The 18,644-nt window shown below is 65.8% G+C and carries 15 protein-coding genes; 12 read left to right on the plus strand and 3 right to left on the minus strand.

Annotated elements, in window-relative coordinates; translation table 11 throughout:
- The first annotated feature begins 13 nt into the window (after positions 1 to 13).
- The 7 genes from lipA (at position 14) to HV773_RS09130 (ending at position 9,409) form a co-directional block, all read left to right on the plus strand.
- Positions 14 to 1,015 (plus strand): lipoyl synthase, encoded by a 1,002-nt coding sequence (lipA, locus tag HV773_RS09100; protein WP_129561042.1) that lies wholly within the window; start codon positions 14 to 16, stop codon positions 1,013 to 1,015.
- 320 nt (positions 1,016 to 1,335) lie between these two features.
- The gene (gene tauA, locus HV773_RS09105; protein ID WP_129563258.1) at positions 1,336 to 2,319 is read left to right on the plus strand and encodes a taurine ABC transporter substrate-binding protein; all 984 of its coding nucleotides are present in this window, start codon (positions 1,336 to 1,338) and stop codon (positions 2,317 to 2,319) included.
- Positions 2,320 to 2,351: 32 nt separating this feature from the next.
- Positions 2,352 to 3,161, plus strand: a complete 810-nt coding sequence (locus HV773_RS09110; protein WP_129561043.1) for a taurine ABC transporter ATP-binding protein — start codon at positions 2,352 to 2,354, stop codon at positions 3,159 to 3,161.
- Between the two features lie 63 nt (positions 3,162 to 3,224).
- Positions 3,225 to 4,145, plus strand: coding sequence for an ABC transporter permease subunit (locus HV773_RS09115; RefSeq protein WP_129561044.1), 921 nt, complete (start codon positions 3,225 to 3,227; stop codon positions 4,143 to 4,145).
- 378 nt (positions 4,146 to 4,523) lie between these two features.
- Complete coding sequence (locus tag HV773_RS09120) at positions 4,524 to 5,810, plus strand: dicarboxylate/amino acid:cation symporter (RefSeq protein WP_129563259.1); 1,287 nt, start codon at positions 4,524 to 4,526, stop codon at positions 5,808 to 5,810.
- 240 nt (positions 5,811 to 6,050) lie between these two features.
- Entirely contained in the window at positions 6,051 to 8,027 is a 1,977-nt protein-coding gene (locus tag HV773_RS09125; RefSeq protein WP_377731396.1) for a sensor histidine kinase, read from the plus strand.
- A gap of 20 nt (positions 8,028 to 8,047) precedes the next feature.
- Entirely contained in the window at positions 8,048 to 9,409 is a 1,362-nt protein-coding gene (locus HV773_RS09130) for a sigma-54-dependent transcriptional regulator (protein WP_129561046.1), read from the plus strand.
- An 84-nt stretch (positions 9,410 to 9,493) separates the two neighbouring features.
- On the opposite strand, the gene HV773_RS09135 is transcribed toward HV773_RS09130, so the two are convergent.
- Entirely contained in the window at positions 9,494 to 10,024 is a 531-nt protein-coding gene (locus HV773_RS09135) for a TlpA disulfide reductase family protein (protein ID WP_129561047.1), read from the minus strand.
- A gap of 209 nt (positions 10,025 to 10,233) precedes the next feature.
- On the opposite strand from HV773_RS09135, the gene HV773_RS09140 reads away from it, so the two are divergent.
- Complete coding sequence (locus tag HV773_RS09140; protein ID WP_227875355.1) at positions 10,234 to 10,794, plus strand: hypothetical protein; 561 nt, start codon at positions 10,234 to 10,236, stop codon at positions 10,792 to 10,794.
- Between the two features lie 409 nt (positions 10,795 to 11,203).
- Here the strand turns inward: HV773_RS09140 and HV773_RS09145 are convergent, their stop codons facing one another.
- Positions 11,204 to 12,808: a YifB family Mg chelatase-like AAA ATPase gene (locus HV773_RS09145; RefSeq protein ID WP_129561048.1), complete on the minus strand. Its 1,605-nt coding sequence runs from the start codon at positions 12,806 to 12,808 to the stop codon at positions 11,204 to 11,206.
- A 142-nt stretch (positions 12,809 to 12,950) separates the two neighbouring features.
- Complete coding sequence (locus HV773_RS09150; protein WP_129561049.1) at positions 12,951 to 13,208, minus strand: accessory factor UbiK family protein; 258 nt, start codon at positions 13,206 to 13,208, stop codon at positions 12,951 to 12,953.
- 484 nt (positions 13,209 to 13,692) lie between these two features.
- On the opposite strand from HV773_RS09150, the gene HV773_RS09155 reads away from it, so the two are divergent.
- From HV773_RS09155 to gshB, 4 genes are all read left to right on the plus strand, one after another.
- Positions 13,693 to 14,031, plus strand: coding sequence for a P-II family nitrogen regulator (locus tag HV773_RS09155; RefSeq protein WP_129561050.1), 339 nt, complete (start codon positions 13,693 to 13,695; stop codon positions 14,029 to 14,031).
- Between the two features lie 50 nt (positions 14,032 to 14,081).
- Positions 14,082 to 15,542: an ammonium transporter gene (locus HV773_RS09160; RefSeq protein WP_129561051.1), complete on the plus strand. Its 1,461-nt coding sequence runs from the start codon at positions 14,082 to 14,084 to the stop codon at positions 15,540 to 15,542.
- Positions 15,543 to 15,910: 368 nt separating this feature from the next.
- On the plus strand, positions 15,911 to 17,200 hold the full coding sequence (gene gshA, locus HV773_RS09165; protein ID WP_129561052.1) for a glutamate--cysteine ligase: 1,290 nt from the start codon (positions 15,911 to 15,913) through the stop codon (positions 17,198 to 17,200).
- A 125-nt stretch (positions 17,201 to 17,325) separates the two neighbouring features.
- Positions 17,326 to 18,279: a glutathione synthase gene (gshB, locus tag HV773_RS09170; protein WP_129561053.1), complete on the plus strand. Its 954-nt coding sequence runs from the start codon at positions 17,326 to 17,328 to the stop codon at positions 18,277 to 18,279.
- Positions 18,280 to 18,644: the final 365 nt, after the last annotated feature.

An 18,644-nucleotide genomic window follows, 5' to 3' on the forward strand; every position in this document is an offset into this window, starting at 1 on the left:
TGGATCGAAACGAATGACTGACGTAACCGCGAATTCTGCTGAAAACCCCGCAGCAACTCCCGCCGACGCCGTGCCCTACGACGCCACCGCGAAACAGAAGGCGCAAGCCAAGACCTCGCGCATTCCGATCAAGGTGATCCCGATCGAGAAGCTCAAGAAGCCCGACTGGATCCGCGTGAAGGCGGCCACCGGCAACTCGCGCTTCTACGAGATCAAGAACATCCTGCGCGAGCACAACCTGCACACGGTGTGCGAGGAAGCAAGCTGCCCGAACATCGGCGAATGCTTCGGCAAGGGCACTGCCACGTTCATGATCATGGGCGACAAGTGCACGCGCCGCTGCCCGTTCTGCGACGTCGGCCACGGCCGTCCCGACCCGCTCGATCCGGACGAGCCGGCCAACCTCGCGCGCACCATCGGCGCGCTCAAGCTCAAGTACGTCGTGATCACGAGCGTGGACCGCGACGACCTGCGTGACGGCGGCGCCGGCCACTTCGTCGAATGCATCCGCCAGGTGCGCGAGCAGTCGCCGCAAACGCGCATCGAGATTCTCACGCCCGATTTCCGGGGCCGTCTGGACCGCGCGATCTCGATTCTCAACGCCGCGCCGCCCGACGTCATGAACCACAACCTCGAAACGGTGCCGCGTCTTTACAAGGAAGCGCGTCCCGGTTCGGACTACGCGCACTCGCTCAAGCTGCTGAAGGACTTCAAGGCGCTGCATCCCGAAGTCGCGACCAAGTCGGGCCTGATGGTGGGTCTCGGCGAGACGCCGGAAGAGATTCTCCAGGTCATGCGCGACCTGCGCGAGCACGACGTCGACATGCTGACAATCGGCCAGTATCTCCAGCCGTCCGAGCATCACCTGCCGGTGCGCGAGTACGTGCATCCGGACACCTTCAAGATGTACGAGGAAGAGGCGTACAAGATGGGCTTCACGCACGCAGCGGTTGGCGCGATGGTGCGTTCGAGCTATCACGCCGATGTGCAGGCGCATGAGGCGGGCGTGGTCTGATATCACCGCTGTATTGCACGTAAATTGCACGTAAAGGAGCCCGCTGAAAAGCGGGCTTTTTTTCGCCCTTTGCTTCCGCCCCCGCACGAAAAGCAATGCTCCAGCGGCGTCATTAGCTATCGCGGATAAATTAGAACCGCGCGCCGCCAGACTCCCTATAGTCGGAACCTTCTTTCACTCGAACGTCGTTCCGCCGGAGTCTCACGATGAGCCATCGCGTCCTTTCCTCACCGCACCATACGCGCGCGCACGCCCTCGAGCGCGTGAGCGCCGCGCGCCGTTCCCGTGTGCGTCTCGCCGCGCTCGCCGCTGCATCGACCATGCTGGCCGTCGCGTTCGCCGCGCCGCGCGCGCACGCCGAAACGCGCGAGGTCGTGATCGCGTATCAGGACATGGTGGTGCCGTGGCGCTACGCACAGGCCACCGGCGCGCTCGAGCAGGCTACCGGCTACAAGATCACCTACCGCAAGCTCGCGAGCGGCGCCGATGTGATCCGCGCGCTTGCCTCGGGCTCGGTGCAGCTCGGCGAGGCCGGGTCCAGCCCTATCGCGGCGGGCCTTTCGCAGGGCGTGAATCTCTCGCTGTTCTGGATCCTCGACAACATCAACGACGCCGAAGCGCTCGTCGCGCGCGACGGCTCGGGCGTGACGAGCATCGCCGGTCTCAAGGGCAAGACCGTGGGCGTGCCGTATGTGTCGACCTCGCACTTTCATACGCTAGTCGCGCTGCAGAACGCGGGCGTGGACCCCAGCGCGGTGAAGATCATCAACCTGCGCCCGCCCGAAGTCGCGGCGGCGTGGCAGCGCGGCGACATCGACGCGACGTATATCTGGGACCCCGTGCTCGCGAAGGTGAAGCAGAACGGCAAGGTGCTGGTCACGTCGGGGCAGGTGGCAAAAGCCACCGGCAAAGCCACTTTCGATGGCTTCGTGGCCGACCGGCGCTTTGCAAAGGATAACGAAGCATTCGTCACGAAGTTCGTGCAGGTGCTGGCCGCCGCCGATGCCGACTACGGTGCGCACAAGGCCGCGTGGAATGCCGCGTCGCCGCAGGTGCAAGCCGTGGCGAAGGTGTCCGGCGCGAACGCGCAGGACGTGCCGGCGAGCCTCGCGCTCTACGCCTTCCCAACGCCCGCCGAGCAGGCCTCGAAGACGTGGCTGGGCGGCGGCGCGCAATCGGGCGCGGCGCAGTCGCTGCTCGCGACCGCGACCTTCCTCAAGGCGCAAGGCACGATCCAGTCGGTGCTGCCCGACTACTCGGTGGGCGTCGATCCGCAGTTCGTGCAGCGCGCCGCCGCGCACTGAGACATCGGTCGGCCAGGCGAAGGAGGGCACGGATGAGCACGCTGGAGATCCGCAATCTGAGCGTCGTCTATGAGGGCGAGCACCGGGGCGACGCGCCGAATCTGGCGCTCGCGCAAGTCAATCTCGACGTGTCGAGCGGCGAGTTCGTGGTCGCGCTCGGCGCTTCGGGCTGCGGCAAGACCACGCTGTTGAACTGCATCGCGGGCTTTGTCGAGCCCGCGCAGGGCGAGGTGCGCGTGAACGGCGTGCGCGTGACCGGGCCCGGCGGGCCGGGCGCGGAGCGCGGCGTGGTGTTCCAGAAACATGCGTTGCTGCCGTGGCTAGACGTGCTCGATAACGTCGCGCTTGGCCTGCGCTTCCGGCGCGTGCCGAAGGCCGAACGCGAGCGCATCGCGCGCGAGCAGCTCGCGCTCGTTGGGCTCGCGGACCACGCGCATTCGCGTGTCTATGCGCTCTCGGGCGGCATGCAGCAGCGCGTAGGCATTGCGCGTGCGCTCGCCAGCGACCCCGAGGTGTTGTTGATGGACGAACCGATGGGCGCGCTCGACGCCATGACGCGCGAGTCGGTGCAGACGCTCGTGCTCGACGTCTGGGCGCGCACGCGCAAGACGGTGTTCTTCATCACGCATAGCGTGGAGGAGGCGCTTTTCCTGGCGACGCGCGTGGTGGTGATGACGCCGGGGCCGGGCCGCATCGAGCACGAATACGAGCTGCCGTTCGCGCGGCGCTATCTGCGCACGCGCGATGCGCGCGCGGTGAAGTCGTCGCCGGATTTCATCGAATGGCGCGAGCGGCTCGTGCGCCTGCTGCATGCCGATGCTGGCGCGCCCGTGTTGCAGTGAGTCGGGCGCCACGTGCGTGGTTGCAATGATGTTGCTGAATGAATCGAGGAAAAGGGTGAAACCATGAGCGTGCCGCAAGAATCGCTGAAGGATGTCGCGTTGACGGCGTGCGGAACGGAGGCGTGCGACGTCAAGGCGCTCGAGGCCCGAGCCAAGGCTAGAAAGCGCGCGCAAGCCGCCGCCGCGAGGCGCACGCGCCTGCGCCAGATGCCGGGCGAAGGTCCCACCGCCGCGCTGAGCGTTGCCTCGGTGGCCGCGCTCGCGCTGCTCTGGTGGCTGGCCACGCACCTGCACTGGCTGCCGCCGCTATTCCTGCCTACGCCCGAGGCGGTCTGGCAGGCTTTCGTCGACGCCTGGCACGGCCGCATCCAGGGTGGCCTGCCGCTCTCCGAGCACCTGTTCTGGAGCACGCTACGTGTGTTCGGCGCGTTCGCGCTCGCGGCGGTCACGGCGGTTCCCATCGGCATCCTGATGGGCGTGTCGCGCGTCGCGCGTGGCCTGCTCGATCCGCCGCTGGAGTTCTACCGGCCGCTGCCGCCGCTCGCCTACCTGCCGCTCGTGGTGATCTGGTTCGGCATCGACGAGACGGCCAAGCTCGTCGTGATCTGGCTCGCTTCGTTCGCGCCCATCGCCATGGCTGCGCGCGCTGGCGCGAAGAGCGCGAGCGTCGAGCAACTGCGCGCGGCGGCCTCGCTCGGCGGCAGTTTTGCGCAGATCGTGCGTTTCGTGGTGCTACCCGCCGCGCTGCCCGAGATTCTCACTGGCCTGCGCATCGCCATCGGCTTTGGCTGGACCACGCTCGTCGCCGCCGAGATGGTGGCGGCCACGGCGGGCCTCGGCCAGATGGTGCTCAACGCGTCGAGCTTTCTGCGCACCGACGTCGTCGTGATGGGCATCGTGCTGATCGGCCTGATCGCGTGGGGCTTCGATCTGGGCATGCGCGCGCTCGAGCGTCGCCTCGTGCCGTGGAAGGGGCGCGGCTGATCTGCGTGTTACGGCTGCGCGCCTTCGCTCCGAGGCGAGCGGCCAGGGGCGCGCGGCATGCGGTTTTCCCTCCTGTTCCTGCTCCCCCCAGCGTTCCGGAAACCCGGACGCTGTCCAGTTACATTTCTGGAAATCCAGATTCCTCCTACACTCTGAAGACGGAGAGGCCTTGTCCATCAAGGCTGAAGCCACTCCGCGTCGCTGGCATCAACCTTGCTCTATAGATCGCGCGGCCACCCAGGCCGCGACAAAAAAGACTTCAAGGAGACAGCCGATGTCCGATCCCTACCTCTGGTTTCGCTGATCCCCGTTTCGACCTGTCGCGGCAAGGCGCTCGTAAAGCGCGCGGCCATCGGCTTAACTCATTTGCAGGATCCAATCGTGAAGAAACCTCTGCACAAAATCCTTTACGTCCAGGTGATCGTGGCGATCGTCATCGGTGTGATTCTCGGCCACTACTGGCCGGCCATCGCCATCGACATGAAGCCGCTCGGCGACGCCTTCATCAAGCTCATCAAGATGGTGATCGGGCCGATCATCTTCTGTACCGTCGTGACCGGCATCGCCGGCATGGAGGACATGAAGAAGGTGGGCCGCGTGGGCGGCAAGGCGCTGCTCTACTTCGAGATCGTCTCGACCTTCGCGCTGGTGCTCGGCCTGATCGCCACGCACGTGCTCAAGCCGGGTGCGGGCTTCAACGTCGACGTCAGTACGCTCGACGCCAAGGCCGTCGCGAGCTTCGCGGAGAAGGCGCATGGCCAGAGCACCGTCGACTTCCTGATGCACATCATTCCGGACACGATGTTCTCGGCGTTCGCGCAAGGCGAAATCCTGCAGATCCTGCTGATCGCGCTGCTGTTCGGCTCGGTGCTCGCGCATCTGGGCGAGCGCGGCCGCGTGGTGACCGACTTCATCGAAGGCGTCTCGGGCGTGCTGTTCGGCGTCGTCAAGATCGTCACGAAGCTCGCCCCCATCGGCGCGTTCGGTGCGATGGCGTTCACCATCGGCAAGTACGGCGTGGGCTCGTTGATCCCGATGCTCAAGCTGGTCGGCACGTTCTATCTCACCTCGGTGGTATTCGTGCTGGTGGTGCTGGGCACGATCGCTCGCCTGGTGGGCTTCTCGATCATCCGTTTCGTTTCCTATATCAAGGAAGAGCTGCTGATCGTGCTGGGCACGAGCTCGTCGGAGTCGGCGCTGCCGCAACTGATGGAAAAGCTCGAGCGCCTTGGCTGCTCGCGCTCGGTCGTGGGTCTCGTGGTGCCGACCGGCTATTCGTTCAACCTCGACGGCACCAACATCTACATGACGATGGCGGTGCTCTTCATTGCCCAGGCGACCAACACCGATCTCACGTGGACGCAGCAGCTCACGCTGCTCGCGGTGACGATGCTCACCTCGAAGGGCGCGAGCGGCGTGACCGGCGCGGGCTTCATCACGCTCGCAGCCACGCTGGCCGTGGTGCCCACCATTCCGCTCTCGGGCATGGTGCTGATCCTCGGCATCGACCGCTTCATGAGCGAGTGCCGCGCGCTCACCAACATCGTCGGCAACGGCGTGGCGACGGTCGTGGTTTCGGCATGGGAGAAGGAGCTCGATCGCAACAAGCTGCGCGCGGCGCTGGCGGGCCAGGCGGAAGACGTCAAGGAGAACGCGGGCGTGTAAGCCCGCGAGGCGCGGCGTGCATGGCGGCGCGGGCCGTCGTGCCGCCGCGGCTCGCGTGACTTGCCGCCGTATCTGTGCTTTATCTGTCTTCGTAGCGCGTGCCGCTGGCCGGCGCGTGCTGCTTTCCTTGCCTTCGTGCATCCGCGCCGTTATTCGACCGCGTGTTCCTTCCTGTTTTCCCTCCGGCGCATTCCTTTTCGCTTCCCGTTCTCACCGTGGGCCGCCTCGCGCGGTAAGCGTGTGCCACAATTCTCACCATCCCCGCACGATCATCCGGAAGCCGCATTCGTGACGCGCCGCCTCATCCTGTTGTTCGCGCTCGCCGTCGGGCTCGCGGCGGTGTGCACGCTCGCTTGGTCGCTCGCCTGGCAGACCGGCATCGACGCGCTGCGCCGCAATGCGGCCGTGCGCAACGACCGCACGACCGCCGCGCTCAAGAGCACGCTCGAGCGCTACGAATCGCTGCCGTATCTGGTGGGCGCGCATCCGCTCGTGCAGGACGTGCTCGCCGACCCGAAACCCAACGAGGTCGCGCAGGCCAACCGCTATCTCGAGGATGTGAACCGCCACGCGCGCGCCACCACGACCTACATCATTCGTGCCGACGGCCTGTGCATCGCCGCGAGCAACTGGCGCGGGCCGGACAGCTTCGTGGGCGTGGGCTACCAGTTCCGGCCGTACTTCATCGAGGCCGCGAAGGGCGGCGTAGGGCGCTTTTTCGGCATCGGCACGATCTCGCACGATCCGGGCTACTACATTTCGCAGCCGGTGCGGCGCAACGGCAAGATCGTCGGCGTGGCGGTGGTCAAGCTCAACCTCGAATGGTTTCCAGGCTCGGATGTCTCTGAGCCGCTGCTCGTCACCGACGATCACGGCGTGATCTTTCTCTCCTCGGTGAACGCGTGGAAATACCGCACAGTGCGCCCGCTGGCCGCCGACGTGGTGGCCTCCATCGACGAGACGCGCCAGTACGCGCGCCAGGACATCGCGCCGCTGCCCGTGAGCGTGGAGCGCGTGCTGGAGGGCGGCGCCGATATCGTGCGCATCGGCAGCGGCCTGCGTGCGCCGCGTTATCTGGAGACGCGCCGCGCGCTCGGCGAGCCCGACTGGCATCTCGTGACGATGTCGCCGGTCGGTCCGGTGCTGGACGCGGCGCGCAACGCCACGATCATGACGGGCTTCGGCTACGTCTCGCTGTGTCTGCTGGCGTTCTATTGGCGCATGCGCCGCGCGCGCGTGCGGGAAGTGCTGCGCAGCCGCGCGATGCTGCAAAAGGCCTACGCGATGCTCAACGACCGCGTAGCCGAGCGCACCGCCGATCTCTCGCAGGCCAACGAGCGCTTGCAGCGCGAAGTGGCTGAGCGCACGCGCACCGAAGCGGAGTTGCGCGCGACCCAGGACGAGTTGATCCAGGCGAGCAAGCTTGCGGCGCTCGGGCAGATGGCGGCGGGCATCACGCACGAACTCAATCAGCCGCTCGCGGCGCTGCGCAGCTTTTCCGATAACACCCGCGTGTTTCTGGAGCGCGGCCAGTACGACGTGGCCCACGAGAATCTGGAAGCGATCGGCTCGCTCACCGAGCGCATGGGCAAGATCGTGAATCAGCTCAAGCTGTTCGTGGGACGCGCGAAGCCGAAGAGTCAACGCTCGCCCGTGGCGCGCGCGTTGCACAATGCGCTCGGGTTGCTCGGCAAGCGTCTCGAGGGCGTGAGCGTGATGCTCACCGTCACCGATGGCGACGCCGCAAGTGCGCCGCTGGATACGCACAACGACTATCCCGAACTGGTCGCGCAATGCGAAGACTTGCGGCTCGAACAGGTGCTCATCAACCTGATCGGCAACGCGCTCGACGCAGTAGCCGGGACGAGCGCGCCGCGCATCGCGATCGACGTGCGCGCGCGGCCCGCGACCATCGAGATAGCCGTGTGCGACAACGGGCCGGGCATTCCCGCCGAGGTCATGCCGCGCCTGTTCGAGCCGTTTTTCACCACGAAGGAGATGGGGCAGGGCTTGGGCCTGGGGCTGGCGATCTCCTCATCGATCGCGCGCGATTGCGGCGGCACGCTAGCGGCGCACAACGCAGCCGATGACGCGACGAATGGCACGACATCAGGCGGCGCCTGCTTCGTGCTGACGCTGCGCCGCACGCGCGTGAATGCGGCGCTCGCGACCGCCAACGAACACACGACGCCGCCCGCGAGCGGCATGCAACACTGAATTAAGGAAGGCGAACCAACATGATCAGCTCGATGCCCGGCCGGGTGCTCTACGTGGAGGACGACGAACTGGTGCGGCGCGCCGGCGTGCAGAGCCTGCAGCTCGCGGGCTTCGACGCGGCCGGCTTCGCCAACGCCGAGGCCGCGCTGCCGCTCGTGGACGCCGAGTTCGCCGGCGTCGTGGTGAGCGACATCCGCCTGCCCGGCATGAGCGGGCTCGACCTGCTCGCGCAGTGCCACGAGCGCGCGCCCGACGTGCCGGTGATCCTCGTCACGGGCCATGGCGACATCTCGATGGCGGTGCAGGCAATGCGCGATGGCGCTTACGATTTCATCGAGAAGCCGTTCGCGTCCGAGCGCCTGATCGAAACGGTGCGGCGCGCGCTCGAGCGCCGCATGCTGATGCTCGAAAACCTCGCGCTGCGCCGCGAGTTGGCGGGGCAGAACACGCTCGCGCCGCGCATCATCGGCAAGAGTCCGGCGATCGAGCAGGTGCGGCGGCTGATCGCCAATGTCGCGCCCACGGACGCTTCGGTGCTCATCAACGGCGACACCGGCGCGGGCAAGGAACTGATCGCGCGCAGCCTGCACGAACTCTCGCCGCGCCGCGACAAGCCATTCGTGGCCGTGAACTGCGGCGCGCTGCCCGAGCCGATGTTCGAATCGGAGATGTTCGGCTACGAACCCGGCGCGTTCACGGGCGCGGCCAAGCGGCGTATCGGCAAGCTCGAGCACGCGATGGGCGGCACGCTCTTCCTCGACGAGATCGAGAGCATGCCGCTCGCGCTCCAGGTGAAGCTGCTGCGCGTGCTGCAGGACGGCGTGCTGGAGCGCCTCGGCTCGAACCAGCCGGTGCGCGTGGACTTGCGCGTGGTCGCGGCGGCCAAGGGCGACATGATGGAGCACGTCGCGGCGGGCACCTTCCGGCGCGATTTGCTGTATCGCCTGAACGTGGTGACGATCGCGCTGCCGCCGCTCGCCGAGCGCCGCGAAGACATCGTGCCGCTCTTCGAGCACTTCCTGCTGGACGCGGCGGTGCGCTATCAGCGTCCCGCGCCGCTGTTGACCGAGCGTGACCGTATGCGTCTCGCGCAGCGCGACTGGCCCGGCAACGTGCGCGAATTGCGCAACGCGGCGGACCGCTATGTGCTTGGCATTCCCGACGATGTCGCGCCGCAGGCCGCAAGCGGCGCCGACGACGCGCTGCCGCTCAAGGAGCGCGTGGAGCAGTACGAGCGCGCGCTGATTGCCGATGCGCTCCAGCAGACGCACGGCGCGGTCGCCCAGGCCGCCGAGCGGCTGCAGATGGCGAAGGCCACGCTCTACGAGAAGATGCGCCGTTATGGGTTGGTGGCACGAGGGGAGAGCGAAGCGCGCGGGTGAGAACGGAGATTACGGCGGAAACGAAAACGGCAGCGGGGTTTCCGCTGCCGTTTGTGTCAGTTGCTGCCTGGTGTGTGAAGCGCGTCAGGTCGCCAGCGCCTTTTGCAGCAGCGCGTCGAGCTCCGCGAATTTCGGCTCGCCCACGTAACGCTTGAGGATCTTGCCGTTACGGTCGATCACGAAGGTGGTGGGCGTGAGCTGGACGTTGCCGAACTGCTTGGCCGCCGAGCCGTCGTCCATCGCCACCTTGAACGGCAACTGGCGCGTTTGCGCGTAATTGACGACGTACATGGGCGCGTCGTAGTTCATCGCCACCGCGACGAATTCGAGGCCTTCGCCCTTGAACCGGTTATAGGTCTGGATCATCTGGGGCATTTCCTTCATGCAGGTGGTGCAGCTCGTCGCCCAGAAGTTGACGAGATAGACCTTGCCCTTGAGATCTGCGGTCGAGACCTTTTGACCGGAGAGCAGCGTGAAGGTGGCGTCGGGCACGCGTTGCTGGCTGCCAAAGAACGCGAAGTAGCCGGCGATGGCCAGCGCGGCGACAACGACTACGGCGCCGATGCTGCGGATCGCGCTGGAGCGCGCCTTCGGGGGTGTCGGGGATGCGGACATGAATGAAGCCTCGGGCGCCTCAGGGCGCGGAAATGAGCCGAAGTATTGTAGCGCTGAATTTCCCGGCATAGCGGTTGCATCGGCACGTGTGGGCATAAGCCAGGGATAATGTCCCGCTCTTTCTTCACACTTTTTGGTCGCCCCGTTCGCGTCTTATGGCCTCAAACGTTCTCTCTCGCGCCCGTTTTTCGCGGCTTTTGCCTTCGCCCTTGCTTAAGCGCTTGCGCGCGCCCGTCGCTCGCACCGCGGCCGCGCTTGCGCTTGCGGGCATGCTCGCGCCGCTCATCGCCTGTTCGCCCACCTACGACTGGCGCACGATTTCGAATAACGCGAGCGGCTATAGCGTCGACATGCCGGCCAAGCCCGGCTCGGACGAGCGCAGCCTCGACGTGGCCGGCACGCCAATGCGCATGCGGGTCCAGACCGCAGAGGTGAGCGGCGCGGTGTTCGTGGTCGGCACGCTCGAGCTTCCCGATGCGCAGCCGGCCACGCAGCAAAAAGCGCTGGCGTACCTGAGCGCGGGGCTTGCGCACAACGTGGGCGCGACTCCCAAGACGCACTCGGTAGCGGTGCCGGTCGAGGCGGGGGGCTCGGTCGAGGGTATCGATATGGAGCTTGCGGGCAAGGCCGGGGCGAAGGAGGAGCAGCGCACGATCCACGCCCGGCTCGTGGCGAAGGGGACGCATGCCTATCAGTTGGCGATCGTGGGCCGCGAGCAGCCGGCGCCCGAACAAGTCGATCAGTTCTTCCAATCGTTCAAGCTCCATTAAGCGCCTCTTAGGATTACGGAGCGACAAGCGATTGCGGCTAGAAGTGAATGTGTAGTCCTGGGTTTACGGGCTAATTCTCGGATTTTATTGAGGGTTTACGAGTTACCCACAGGTCATGTGGATAACTTTGTGGACAAAGCCGGTTTGTCGCTCGCAAAAGGCCGTACTGTGGGTTTTTTGTTAGTTTGGCGTACTTCTCGGCAGGATTTTAATTACATAAAAATCAATGACTTGCGTTTTGGGTTAAGGCTGAATGCGAATCGTGCATGAAATTTCAGCCCATACGACAAAGTGTGCATAAGTCAAGTCTTGACTTCCTTTTTTTGATCCGTCTGAAGTTTGAATTCGAGTCGCGGCGCCGGCCGCGTGCGATGCTCAGCCCGTATCGATGCGTCCCCGTTATTGCGCACTACTGATCGCTGAATGCGCGCCGATACTGCACCGCTTCCGCGACGTGCGCCGCTTCGGGCATGGGCGAGTCCGCGAGGTCTGCGATCGTGCGCGCTACCTTGAGCGCGCGGTAGTACGCACGCGCTGACCAGCCGAAGCGCTCGCCGGCCTCGCGCAGCAACGCTTCGCCTGCGGCATCGGGGCGACAGACCGCGTCGGTCTCGCGCCCGCTCAGTTCGCGGTTGGTCTTGCCCTGGCGGGCGATCTGGCGTTCGCGCGCCGCCGCCACGCGAGCGGCCACGACCGCGCTCGGCTCGCCCGGCGCGCTTGCGCGCGAGGCGAGTTCGGCTGGCGGCAGCGCGGGAATCTCGATCTGGATGTCGATGCGGTCGAGTAGCGGCCCAGACAGCTTGCGGCGGTAGCGCGCGGCGGCCTCGGGCGTGCAGCGGCAGCGCCCCGAAGGGTCGCCGCGCCAGCCGCACGGGCAGGGATTCATGGCGGCGACGAGCTGGCAAGCGGCGGGAAAGTCGGTCTGCCAGGCCGCGCGCGAGATGGTGATGGAGCCCGCTTCGAGGGGCTCGCGCAAAGTCTCCAGCACGTGACGGTCGAACTCGGGTAATTCATCGAGAAACAGGACACCTGAATGGGCGAGCGTGATCTCGCCGGGCTGAGGCGGATTGCGTCCGCCAATCAGCGCCGCCGCGCTGGACGAATGGTGCGGCGCGCGAAACGGCCGCCGGCGCCATTGTTGCGGCGAGAAACCCAACGAGCTCGCCGAGAGCAGCGCGGCGCTGGCGAGCGCCTCGGCGTCGGTCATCGGCGGCAGTAGACCGGGCAGGCGCGCGGCGAGCATCGATTTGCCCGCGCCAGGAGGGCCGACCATCAGCAAATGGTGGCCGCCCGCCGCCGCGACTTCGAGTGCGCGGCGCGCGCCACGCTGGCCGATTACGTCGACCATGTCGGGCGGCGACGCGGCCTGCGCCGCGTCGAGCGCGCTGGCTCGCACGGGCGCAAGACGCGCGCCTTCTTCGCCCGAGAGATGCGCGCAGAGCGTGCGCAGATCGGGAACGGCATAGACATCCACACCGGGTACGAGCGCGGCCTCGGCGGCATTGTCGGCGGGCAGGTAGATCTCGGGCGTGCACGCGCAAGAGGCCTGCGCTTCGAAATGCGTGTGCGCGGGCGCCGCGTCATGCGTATCGGGCGGCTGCGGCGCGCCGGAATGTGCGCGCGCCGTGCCACACGCCATCGCGAACGCGCCGCGCATGGGACGCACCGCGCCCGACAGCGAGAGTTCGCCCGCGAATTCGCGCGCGGCCGTGAGCGACGCAGCGGGAATCTGACCGCTCGCCGCGAGAATGCCAAGCGCGATGGGCAAATCGAAGCGGCCCGACTCTTTTGGCAGGTCGGCGGGCGCGAGATTCACGGTGATGCGGCGCACGGGAAAATCGAAGCCGCAGTTCGAGAGCGCCGCGCGCACGCGCTCGCGGCTTTCGCGAACTTCGAGATCGGGCAGGCCGACGATCGAGAACGACGGCAGCCCATTGGCGAGATGGACTTCTACGGTCACATCGGGCGCGCGGCCAGCAGCCGGCGCGCGGCTACGCACCACGGCAAGCGACATGGAGATCTCCGGAAGGGGCACACGAGTGGCGAGCGGAAGAAGCCGCCGTTGATGCGCCGGGCTGGTGAGGCGCGTGCCCCTTTACGGTTCCATTGCGGAACGGTTACGGCTCGCTTGCCTTGGCGGTGGTGCATCGAATTAATCAGGATGACTGGCCAGTCAGAGGCTGCTTCTGTTCGAGCTCGGCCACGCGGCGCTCGAGTTCTTCGAGGCGCTGACGCGTGCGCACCAGCACTTGCGTCTGCGCGTCGAACTCTTCGCGCGTGACGAGATCAAGCTTCGAAAAGCCTTGCGAGAGCATGGCGCGTACATTGCGCTCGACGTCGCGCGCCGGCGAGTTCTTCAGGAGCTCGCCCACCTTCGATTGCAGATCGTTGAATACATCGTTTGGCTGTTTCATTCGGTTCCCCTTACTACTTCAATTCGCTGCACAAAAAATGTGCAGATTTCGTTTCGACTGTGCCTCACTTTGGATCGTGACCGATCCTGGTGCGAGGCTTGCAGCCCGTGAACGCAACTGGTGCACGGCGCGCCCGCCATGTGCCTGCGACACCTCATGCGGGACGCTGACGCACCTGCGATGCCCAAGCGCCGTGCCGGCCTGCCTGAAAACACTCTAGCAACGATCGACAGGCGCCGCCACCGCGCGGCGCGTGCGCTGGCCGTCCGGCCAGGACCCCGGCGCAGGCCGCTCGCGCCCGTGTGGCGCGGGTTGGCATGCGTGGATCGGCATTGTCCACGGCTTGCGCAATTCCTGCATCGAAATCCGTCAGAGAAGCAGCGTGCGCAAATTGGCACAGGTGTTGCTAGTACTGCCTCGCACACTGAATCACGCATACGGCATGACTACGGAACAACGGCACAGGAACCACAACGAGGACCACATGAAACTAATCACAGCAATCATCAAGCCGTTCAAGCTCGATGAGGCGCGCGAGGCCCTCTCGGCCATTGGCGTCTCGGGGATCACGGTCACCGAAGTGAAGGGCTTCGGCCGTCAGAAGGGGCACACCGAGCTGTACCGGGGCGCGGAATACGTCGTCGACTTCCTGCCCAAGGTCAAGATCGAAGCTGCCGTCTCCGACGACATCGTCGAGCAGGCCATCGAGGCGATCGAGCGCGCCGCCCGCACCGGCAAGATCGGCGACGGCAAGATCTTCGTCGCCCCCATCGAACAAGTCATTCGCATCCGCACCGGCGAGACCGGCGCCGACGCGCTGTGAGCGCCCAATAAAGTCCCTGTGACAGACGAAAGAGACAAGAGGAAACCGAGATGCGCAAACTTTTGATGTCCCTGCTGATGGCCGGCTCGCTGCTGGCTGGCGGCATCGGCGCTGCACTGGCCGACGATGCGTCCGCACCCACCGCAGCATCCGCACCGGGCGCATCGGCTCCCGTAGCCTCCGCACCCGACGCAACGGCCGCCGCCGCGGCAAGCGCACCGGCCGACGCCTCCGCCGCCGCTGCAGCCGCCGCTCCCGCGGCCCCGACCGCGCCGTTCTCGGTCGACTCGTCGAAAATCAACTCGGGCGACACCGCATGGATGCTCACGTCCACCGCGCTCGTGCTGTTCATGACGATTCCGGGTCTCGCGCTCTTCTACGGCGGCATGGTCCGCAAGAAGAACGTGCTCGCGACGCTCATGCAGAGCTTTGCGATCACCTGCCTCGTGACGGTGATCTGGACGGTGGTGGGTTACAGCCTCGCGTTCACGCCGGGCAACGCGTTCATCGGCGGCTTCTCGCGCGTCTTCCTCGAAGGCATGAACTACATCAAGGGCGACAAGGCGACGACGCTCACCGTGAGTCACCTCGCGCCGACCATCCCCGAGACCGTGTACTTCGTCTATCAAATGACGTTCGCGATCATCACGCCGGCGCTCATCACCGGTGCGTTCGCTGATCGCATGAAGTTCTCGGCGATGCTCGTGTTCATGTCGCTGTGGTCGATCATCGTCTACGCGCCGATCGCGCACATGGTGTGGGAGCCGACCGGCTGGCTCGCGAGCGCAGGCATCCTCGACTTTGCGGGCGGCACGGTGGTGCACATCAACGCCGGCATCGCGGGCCTCGTGTGCTGCATCGTGCTCGGCAAGCGCGTGGGCTATGGCCGCGAAGCCATGGCGCCGCACAACCTCGTGCTCACGCTGATCGGCGCGGCCATGCTGTGGGTGGGCTGGTTCGGCTTCAACGCGGGCTCGGCGGTCGCCGCCGACGGCCGTGCCGGCTTCGCGATGCTCACGACGCAAGTGGCCACCGCCTGCGCGGCGCTCGGCTGGATGTTCGCGGAGTGGATTGCCAAGGGCAAGCCCTCGGTGCTCGGCATCGCTTCGGGCGCGGTGGCGGGGCTCGTGGCCGTGACGCCGGCGTCGGGCTACGTTGGCGTGATGGGCGCGATCGTGATCGGCGTGGTGGCGGGCGTGGTCTGCTTCTGGTCGGCCACCTGGCTCAAGCACAAGTTCAACTACGATGATTCGCTCGACGCGTTCGGCGTGCACGGCGTGGGCGGTATCCTCGGCGCGCTGCTGACCGGCGTGTTCGCGGTGAAGGACATCGGCGGCGCGGACGGCAGCCTCCTCCTCCAGGCCAAGGGCGTGCTCACGACCCTCGTCTACAGCGGCGTGGTGAGCTTCGTCCTGCTCAAGGTGATCGATATGGTGATGGGCCTGCGCGTGAGCGAAGAACAAGAGCGCGAGGGCCTCGACGTGGTCCTGCACGGCGAGCGCGTGGAGTGAGTCTTACGCGCGCGACGCTCGCTTCAATCGATTAGCGGCAGTAAAGAGTAGCAAGCAGGCAGTACGGAGCGCAGCGACTTGGGCCCGCCTTCACACGGCGGGCCCTTTTTCTTATCAGGACGCATACGCCGCGAGAAGGGAATAAGCCCGATTTCGCCCGCGTTAGCGTTAGTGTCCCTTCTTTTCGTGTGTCTCCATTGCGCCGGACCGCGCACGCGGTCCAGAATGGATATTCGGGGTGGATGATCGGGCATCGAGTAACCCTATGGTGTGTAAGGGAAAAGCCGTCTTGCAACCGCTGCAATCGTCCCCAGATAGGCTCCCGGTTTCCTTACCCTCAATCAGCTTTTGTCCGCGAGTATTACCTTATGGTCCCGCATCTGGTTACGGCGTTGAACGGTCCGCTTCTCGAGCTCGAGCAGCGCATCCTTGACGCGACGCCGTCCATCGAGCGCTGGTTCCGCCTTGAATGGATGGAGCACACGCCGCCGTTCTACTGTTCGGTGGACCTGCGCAATGCCGGCTTCAAGCTCGCGCCGGTCGACACCAATCTCTTTCCCGGCGCCTTCAACTGCCTGCCGCAGGAAGTGCTGCCGCTCGCCGTGCAGGCCGCCATGGCGGCCATCGAAAAGATCTGCCCGGACGCCAAGAACCTGCTCGTGATTCCCGAGATGCACACGCGCAACGCGTTCTATCTGGAGAATGTTGCGCGCCTGGCCACGATCATGCGCCAGGCGGGCCTGAACGTGCGCTTCGGCACGCTCGACGAAACCATCGCCGGGCCGGTCACGATCTCGCTCGCGGACGGCCAGAAGATCGTGCTCGAGCCGCTCGAGCGTTCGCAGCGGCGCCTCGGGCTGAAGAACTTCGATCCGTGCTCGATCCTGCTGAACAATGATCTCTCGGGCGGCATTCCGCCGGTGCTGGAGAACCTGCACGAGCAATATCTGCTGCCGCCGCTGCACGCGGGCTGGGCGGTGCGCCGCAAGTCCACGCACTTCTCCTGCTATGACGACGTGGCGAAGAAGTTCGCGAAGATGGTGGGCGTGGACCCGTGGATGATCAATCCGTACTTCGCGCACGTGGAGGGCGTCGATTTCGAGGCGCGCACGGGCGAGGAGAAGCTGGCGGCGTCCATCGACGCGGTGCTCAAGAAGATCGCGAAGAAGTATCGCGAGTACGGCATCAGCGAAAAGCCCTATGTGGTGATCAAGTCCGACGCCGGCACCGATGGTCGCGGCGTGATGACGGTGCACGACGCCTCCGAGGTCGCCGCGCTCACGAAGCGTGAACGTGCGAAGATGTCGGCCACGAAGGACGGGCTTGAAGTGCGCGACGTGATCGTGCAGGAAGGGGTCTACACGTTCGAGCATATCGGCGACGAAGTGGCCGAGCCGGTCGTCTACATGATCGACCGCTACGTGGTGGGGGGCTTCTACCGCGCGCACGGCAGCCGCGAGCGCGACCAGAACCTGAATGCGCCGGGCATGCACTACGTGCCGCTCGGCTTCGAGCACACTGCGCTGCCCGACACGCGCGCGAAGCCCGGCGCAGCGCCGCCCAACCGCTTCTACATGTACGGCGTGGTGGCGCGTCTGGGCTTGCTCGCGGCGTCGGTCGAGCTGGAGAAGACCGACCCCGAGGCGATCCAGGTATAGCCAGGTTAGAGCCCCACGACCGCCGTTTTTCGGACAATTCAACGCAGCGCCCGCCCCCGAGCGGGCGTTGCCGTCATAACACCCCGCACAACGCGGGCACCAGGCAGGGACAAGGCAGAGACGATATGGACATTCTCTTCATCGCCGATCCGCTCGAGCGGTTCAAGATCTACAAGGACTCGACTTACGCGATGATGGCCGAGGCCGCGAAGCGCGGCCATACGCTGTTTGCGTGCGAGCCCCAGCATCTGGCATGGGTGAACGGCCAGGTCGAGGCCGACGTGCGGCGCTTCGAGATCGTTGGCGACACGTCGGACCTGCATCGCGAAACCTGGTTCAAGGACACGCCGGACGAGCGCGCGCTCACCGGCTTCGACGCGGTCATCATGCGCAAGGATCCGCCGTTCGACATGGAGTATGTGACCTCCACGTGGCTGCTCGAAATCGCCGAGCGCGCGGGCGCGAAGATCTTCAACAAGCCGCAATCGATTCGCGATCACTCGGAAAAGCTCGCCATCGGCGAATTTCCGCAGTTCGTTGCGCCCACGCTCGTCACGCGTAGCGCAGCGCGCCTGCGCAAGTTCCATGAAGAGCACCAGGACGTGATCCTGAAGCCGCTCGACGGCATGGGCGGCATGGGCGTGTTCCGCGTAAAGGCGGACGGCATGAACCTCGGCTCGATCATCGAGATGCTGAGCCACGACGGCGCGCGCAGCGTGATGGCGCAGAAGTTCATCCCCGAAATCAAGGCCGGCGACAAGCGCATCCTGCTGATCGGCGGCGAGCCGGTGCCGTATTCGCTCGCGCGCATTCCGCAGGGCAACGAGGTGCGCGGTAATCTGGCGGCGGGCGGCCTCGGCGTTGCGCAGCCGCTCACCGCACGCGACATGGAGATTGCGAAGGCGCTTGGGGCCCCGCTCGCGGCACGCGGCCTGCTGCTCGTGGGGCTCGATGCCATCGGCGACTGGCTCACCGAGGTCAACGTGACGAGCCCGACTTGCTTTCGCGAGATCATGGAGCAGACCGGCTTCGACGTGGCGGCGATGTTCATCGACGCGCTGGAACGCGCGGCGGCTTGATTCCCGGCGCGGCGGCTGCATGTACTCGGTGCGGGCTACGCGGCCCGTGCAGCTGGCGCGTCCAGCGCATGGGCATTTCGCGACGCAAAACCACAAGCAAAACCGCTTGGTGTGCGCGAAAATGACCCTGTTACAATGCCGCGAGCCTGCGTTTCGCGGCGAGTTGTCCGGTGTGCCTTGAGATGTGCTTCGAGGTGCGCGTGGGCTGCCGCGCGGCGTGTGCTCCGACCCTGATGGCTCACGGCTGGCCACAGGATCGGCGCTGGCCGGGAAGGTCCGGTATCAACTGAAGCCGTCATTTGCAGTCACGCTGAAATATGAACTACCCCCAACGCGCCCTGCGGTCGCTGCCCCCCGAGGGGGTG

It is taken from the genome of Paraburkholderia caffeinitolerans, assembly GCF_902859945.1.
Taxonomy (GTDB): domain Bacteria; phylum Pseudomonadota; class Gammaproteobacteria; order Burkholderiales; family Burkholderiaceae; genus Paraburkholderia; species Paraburkholderia caffeinitolerans.

Excerpts from the sequence above, each read along its gene's own strand:
- lipA (WP_129561042.1), top strand. The coding sequence starts at position 14 with ATGACTGACGTAACCGCGAATTCTGCTGAAAACCCCGCAGCAACTCCC.
- tauA (WP_129563258.1), top strand. The coding sequence starts at position 1,336 with ATGCTGGCCGTCGCGTTCGCCGCGCCGCGCGCGCACGCCGAAACGCGC.
- HV773_RS09110 (WP_129561043.1), top strand. The coding sequence starts at position 2,352 with ATGAGCACGCTGGAGATCCGCAATCTGAGCGTCGTCTATGAGGGCGAG.
- HV773_RS09115 (WP_129561044.1), top strand. The coding sequence starts at position 3,225 with ATGAGCGTGCCGCAAGAATCGCTGAAGGATGTCGCGTTGACGGCGTGC.
- HV773_RS09130 (WP_129561046.1), top strand. The coding sequence starts at position 8,048 with ATGATCAGCTCGATGCCCGGCCGGGTGCTCTACGTGGAGGACGACGAA.
- HV773_RS09135 (WP_129561047.1), bottom strand. The coding sequence starts at position 10,024 with ATGTCCGCATCCCCGACACCCCCGAAGGCGCGCTCCAGCGCGATCCGC.
- HV773_RS09145 (WP_129561048.1), bottom strand. The coding sequence starts at position 12,808 with ATGTCGCTTGCCGTGGTGCGTAGCCGCGCGCCGGCTGCTGGCCGCGCG.
- HV773_RS09150 (WP_129561049.1), bottom strand. The coding sequence starts at position 13,208 with ATGAAACAGCCAAACGATGTATTCAACGATCTGCAATCGAAGGTGGGC.
- HV773_RS09155 (WP_129561050.1), top strand. The coding sequence starts at position 13,693 with ATGAAACTAATCACAGCAATCATCAAGCCGTTCAAGCTCGATGAGGCG.
- HV773_RS09160 (WP_129561051.1), top strand. The coding sequence starts at position 14,082 with ATGCGCAAACTTTTGATGTCCCTGCTGATGGCCGGCTCGCTGCTGGCT.
- gshA (WP_129561052.1), top strand. The coding sequence starts at position 15,911 with ATGGTCCCGCATCTGGTTACGGCGTTGAACGGTCCGCTTCTCGAGCTC.
- gshB (WP_129561053.1), top strand. The coding sequence starts at position 17,326 with ATGGACATTCTCTTCATCGCCGATCCGCTCGAGCGGTTCAAGATCTAC.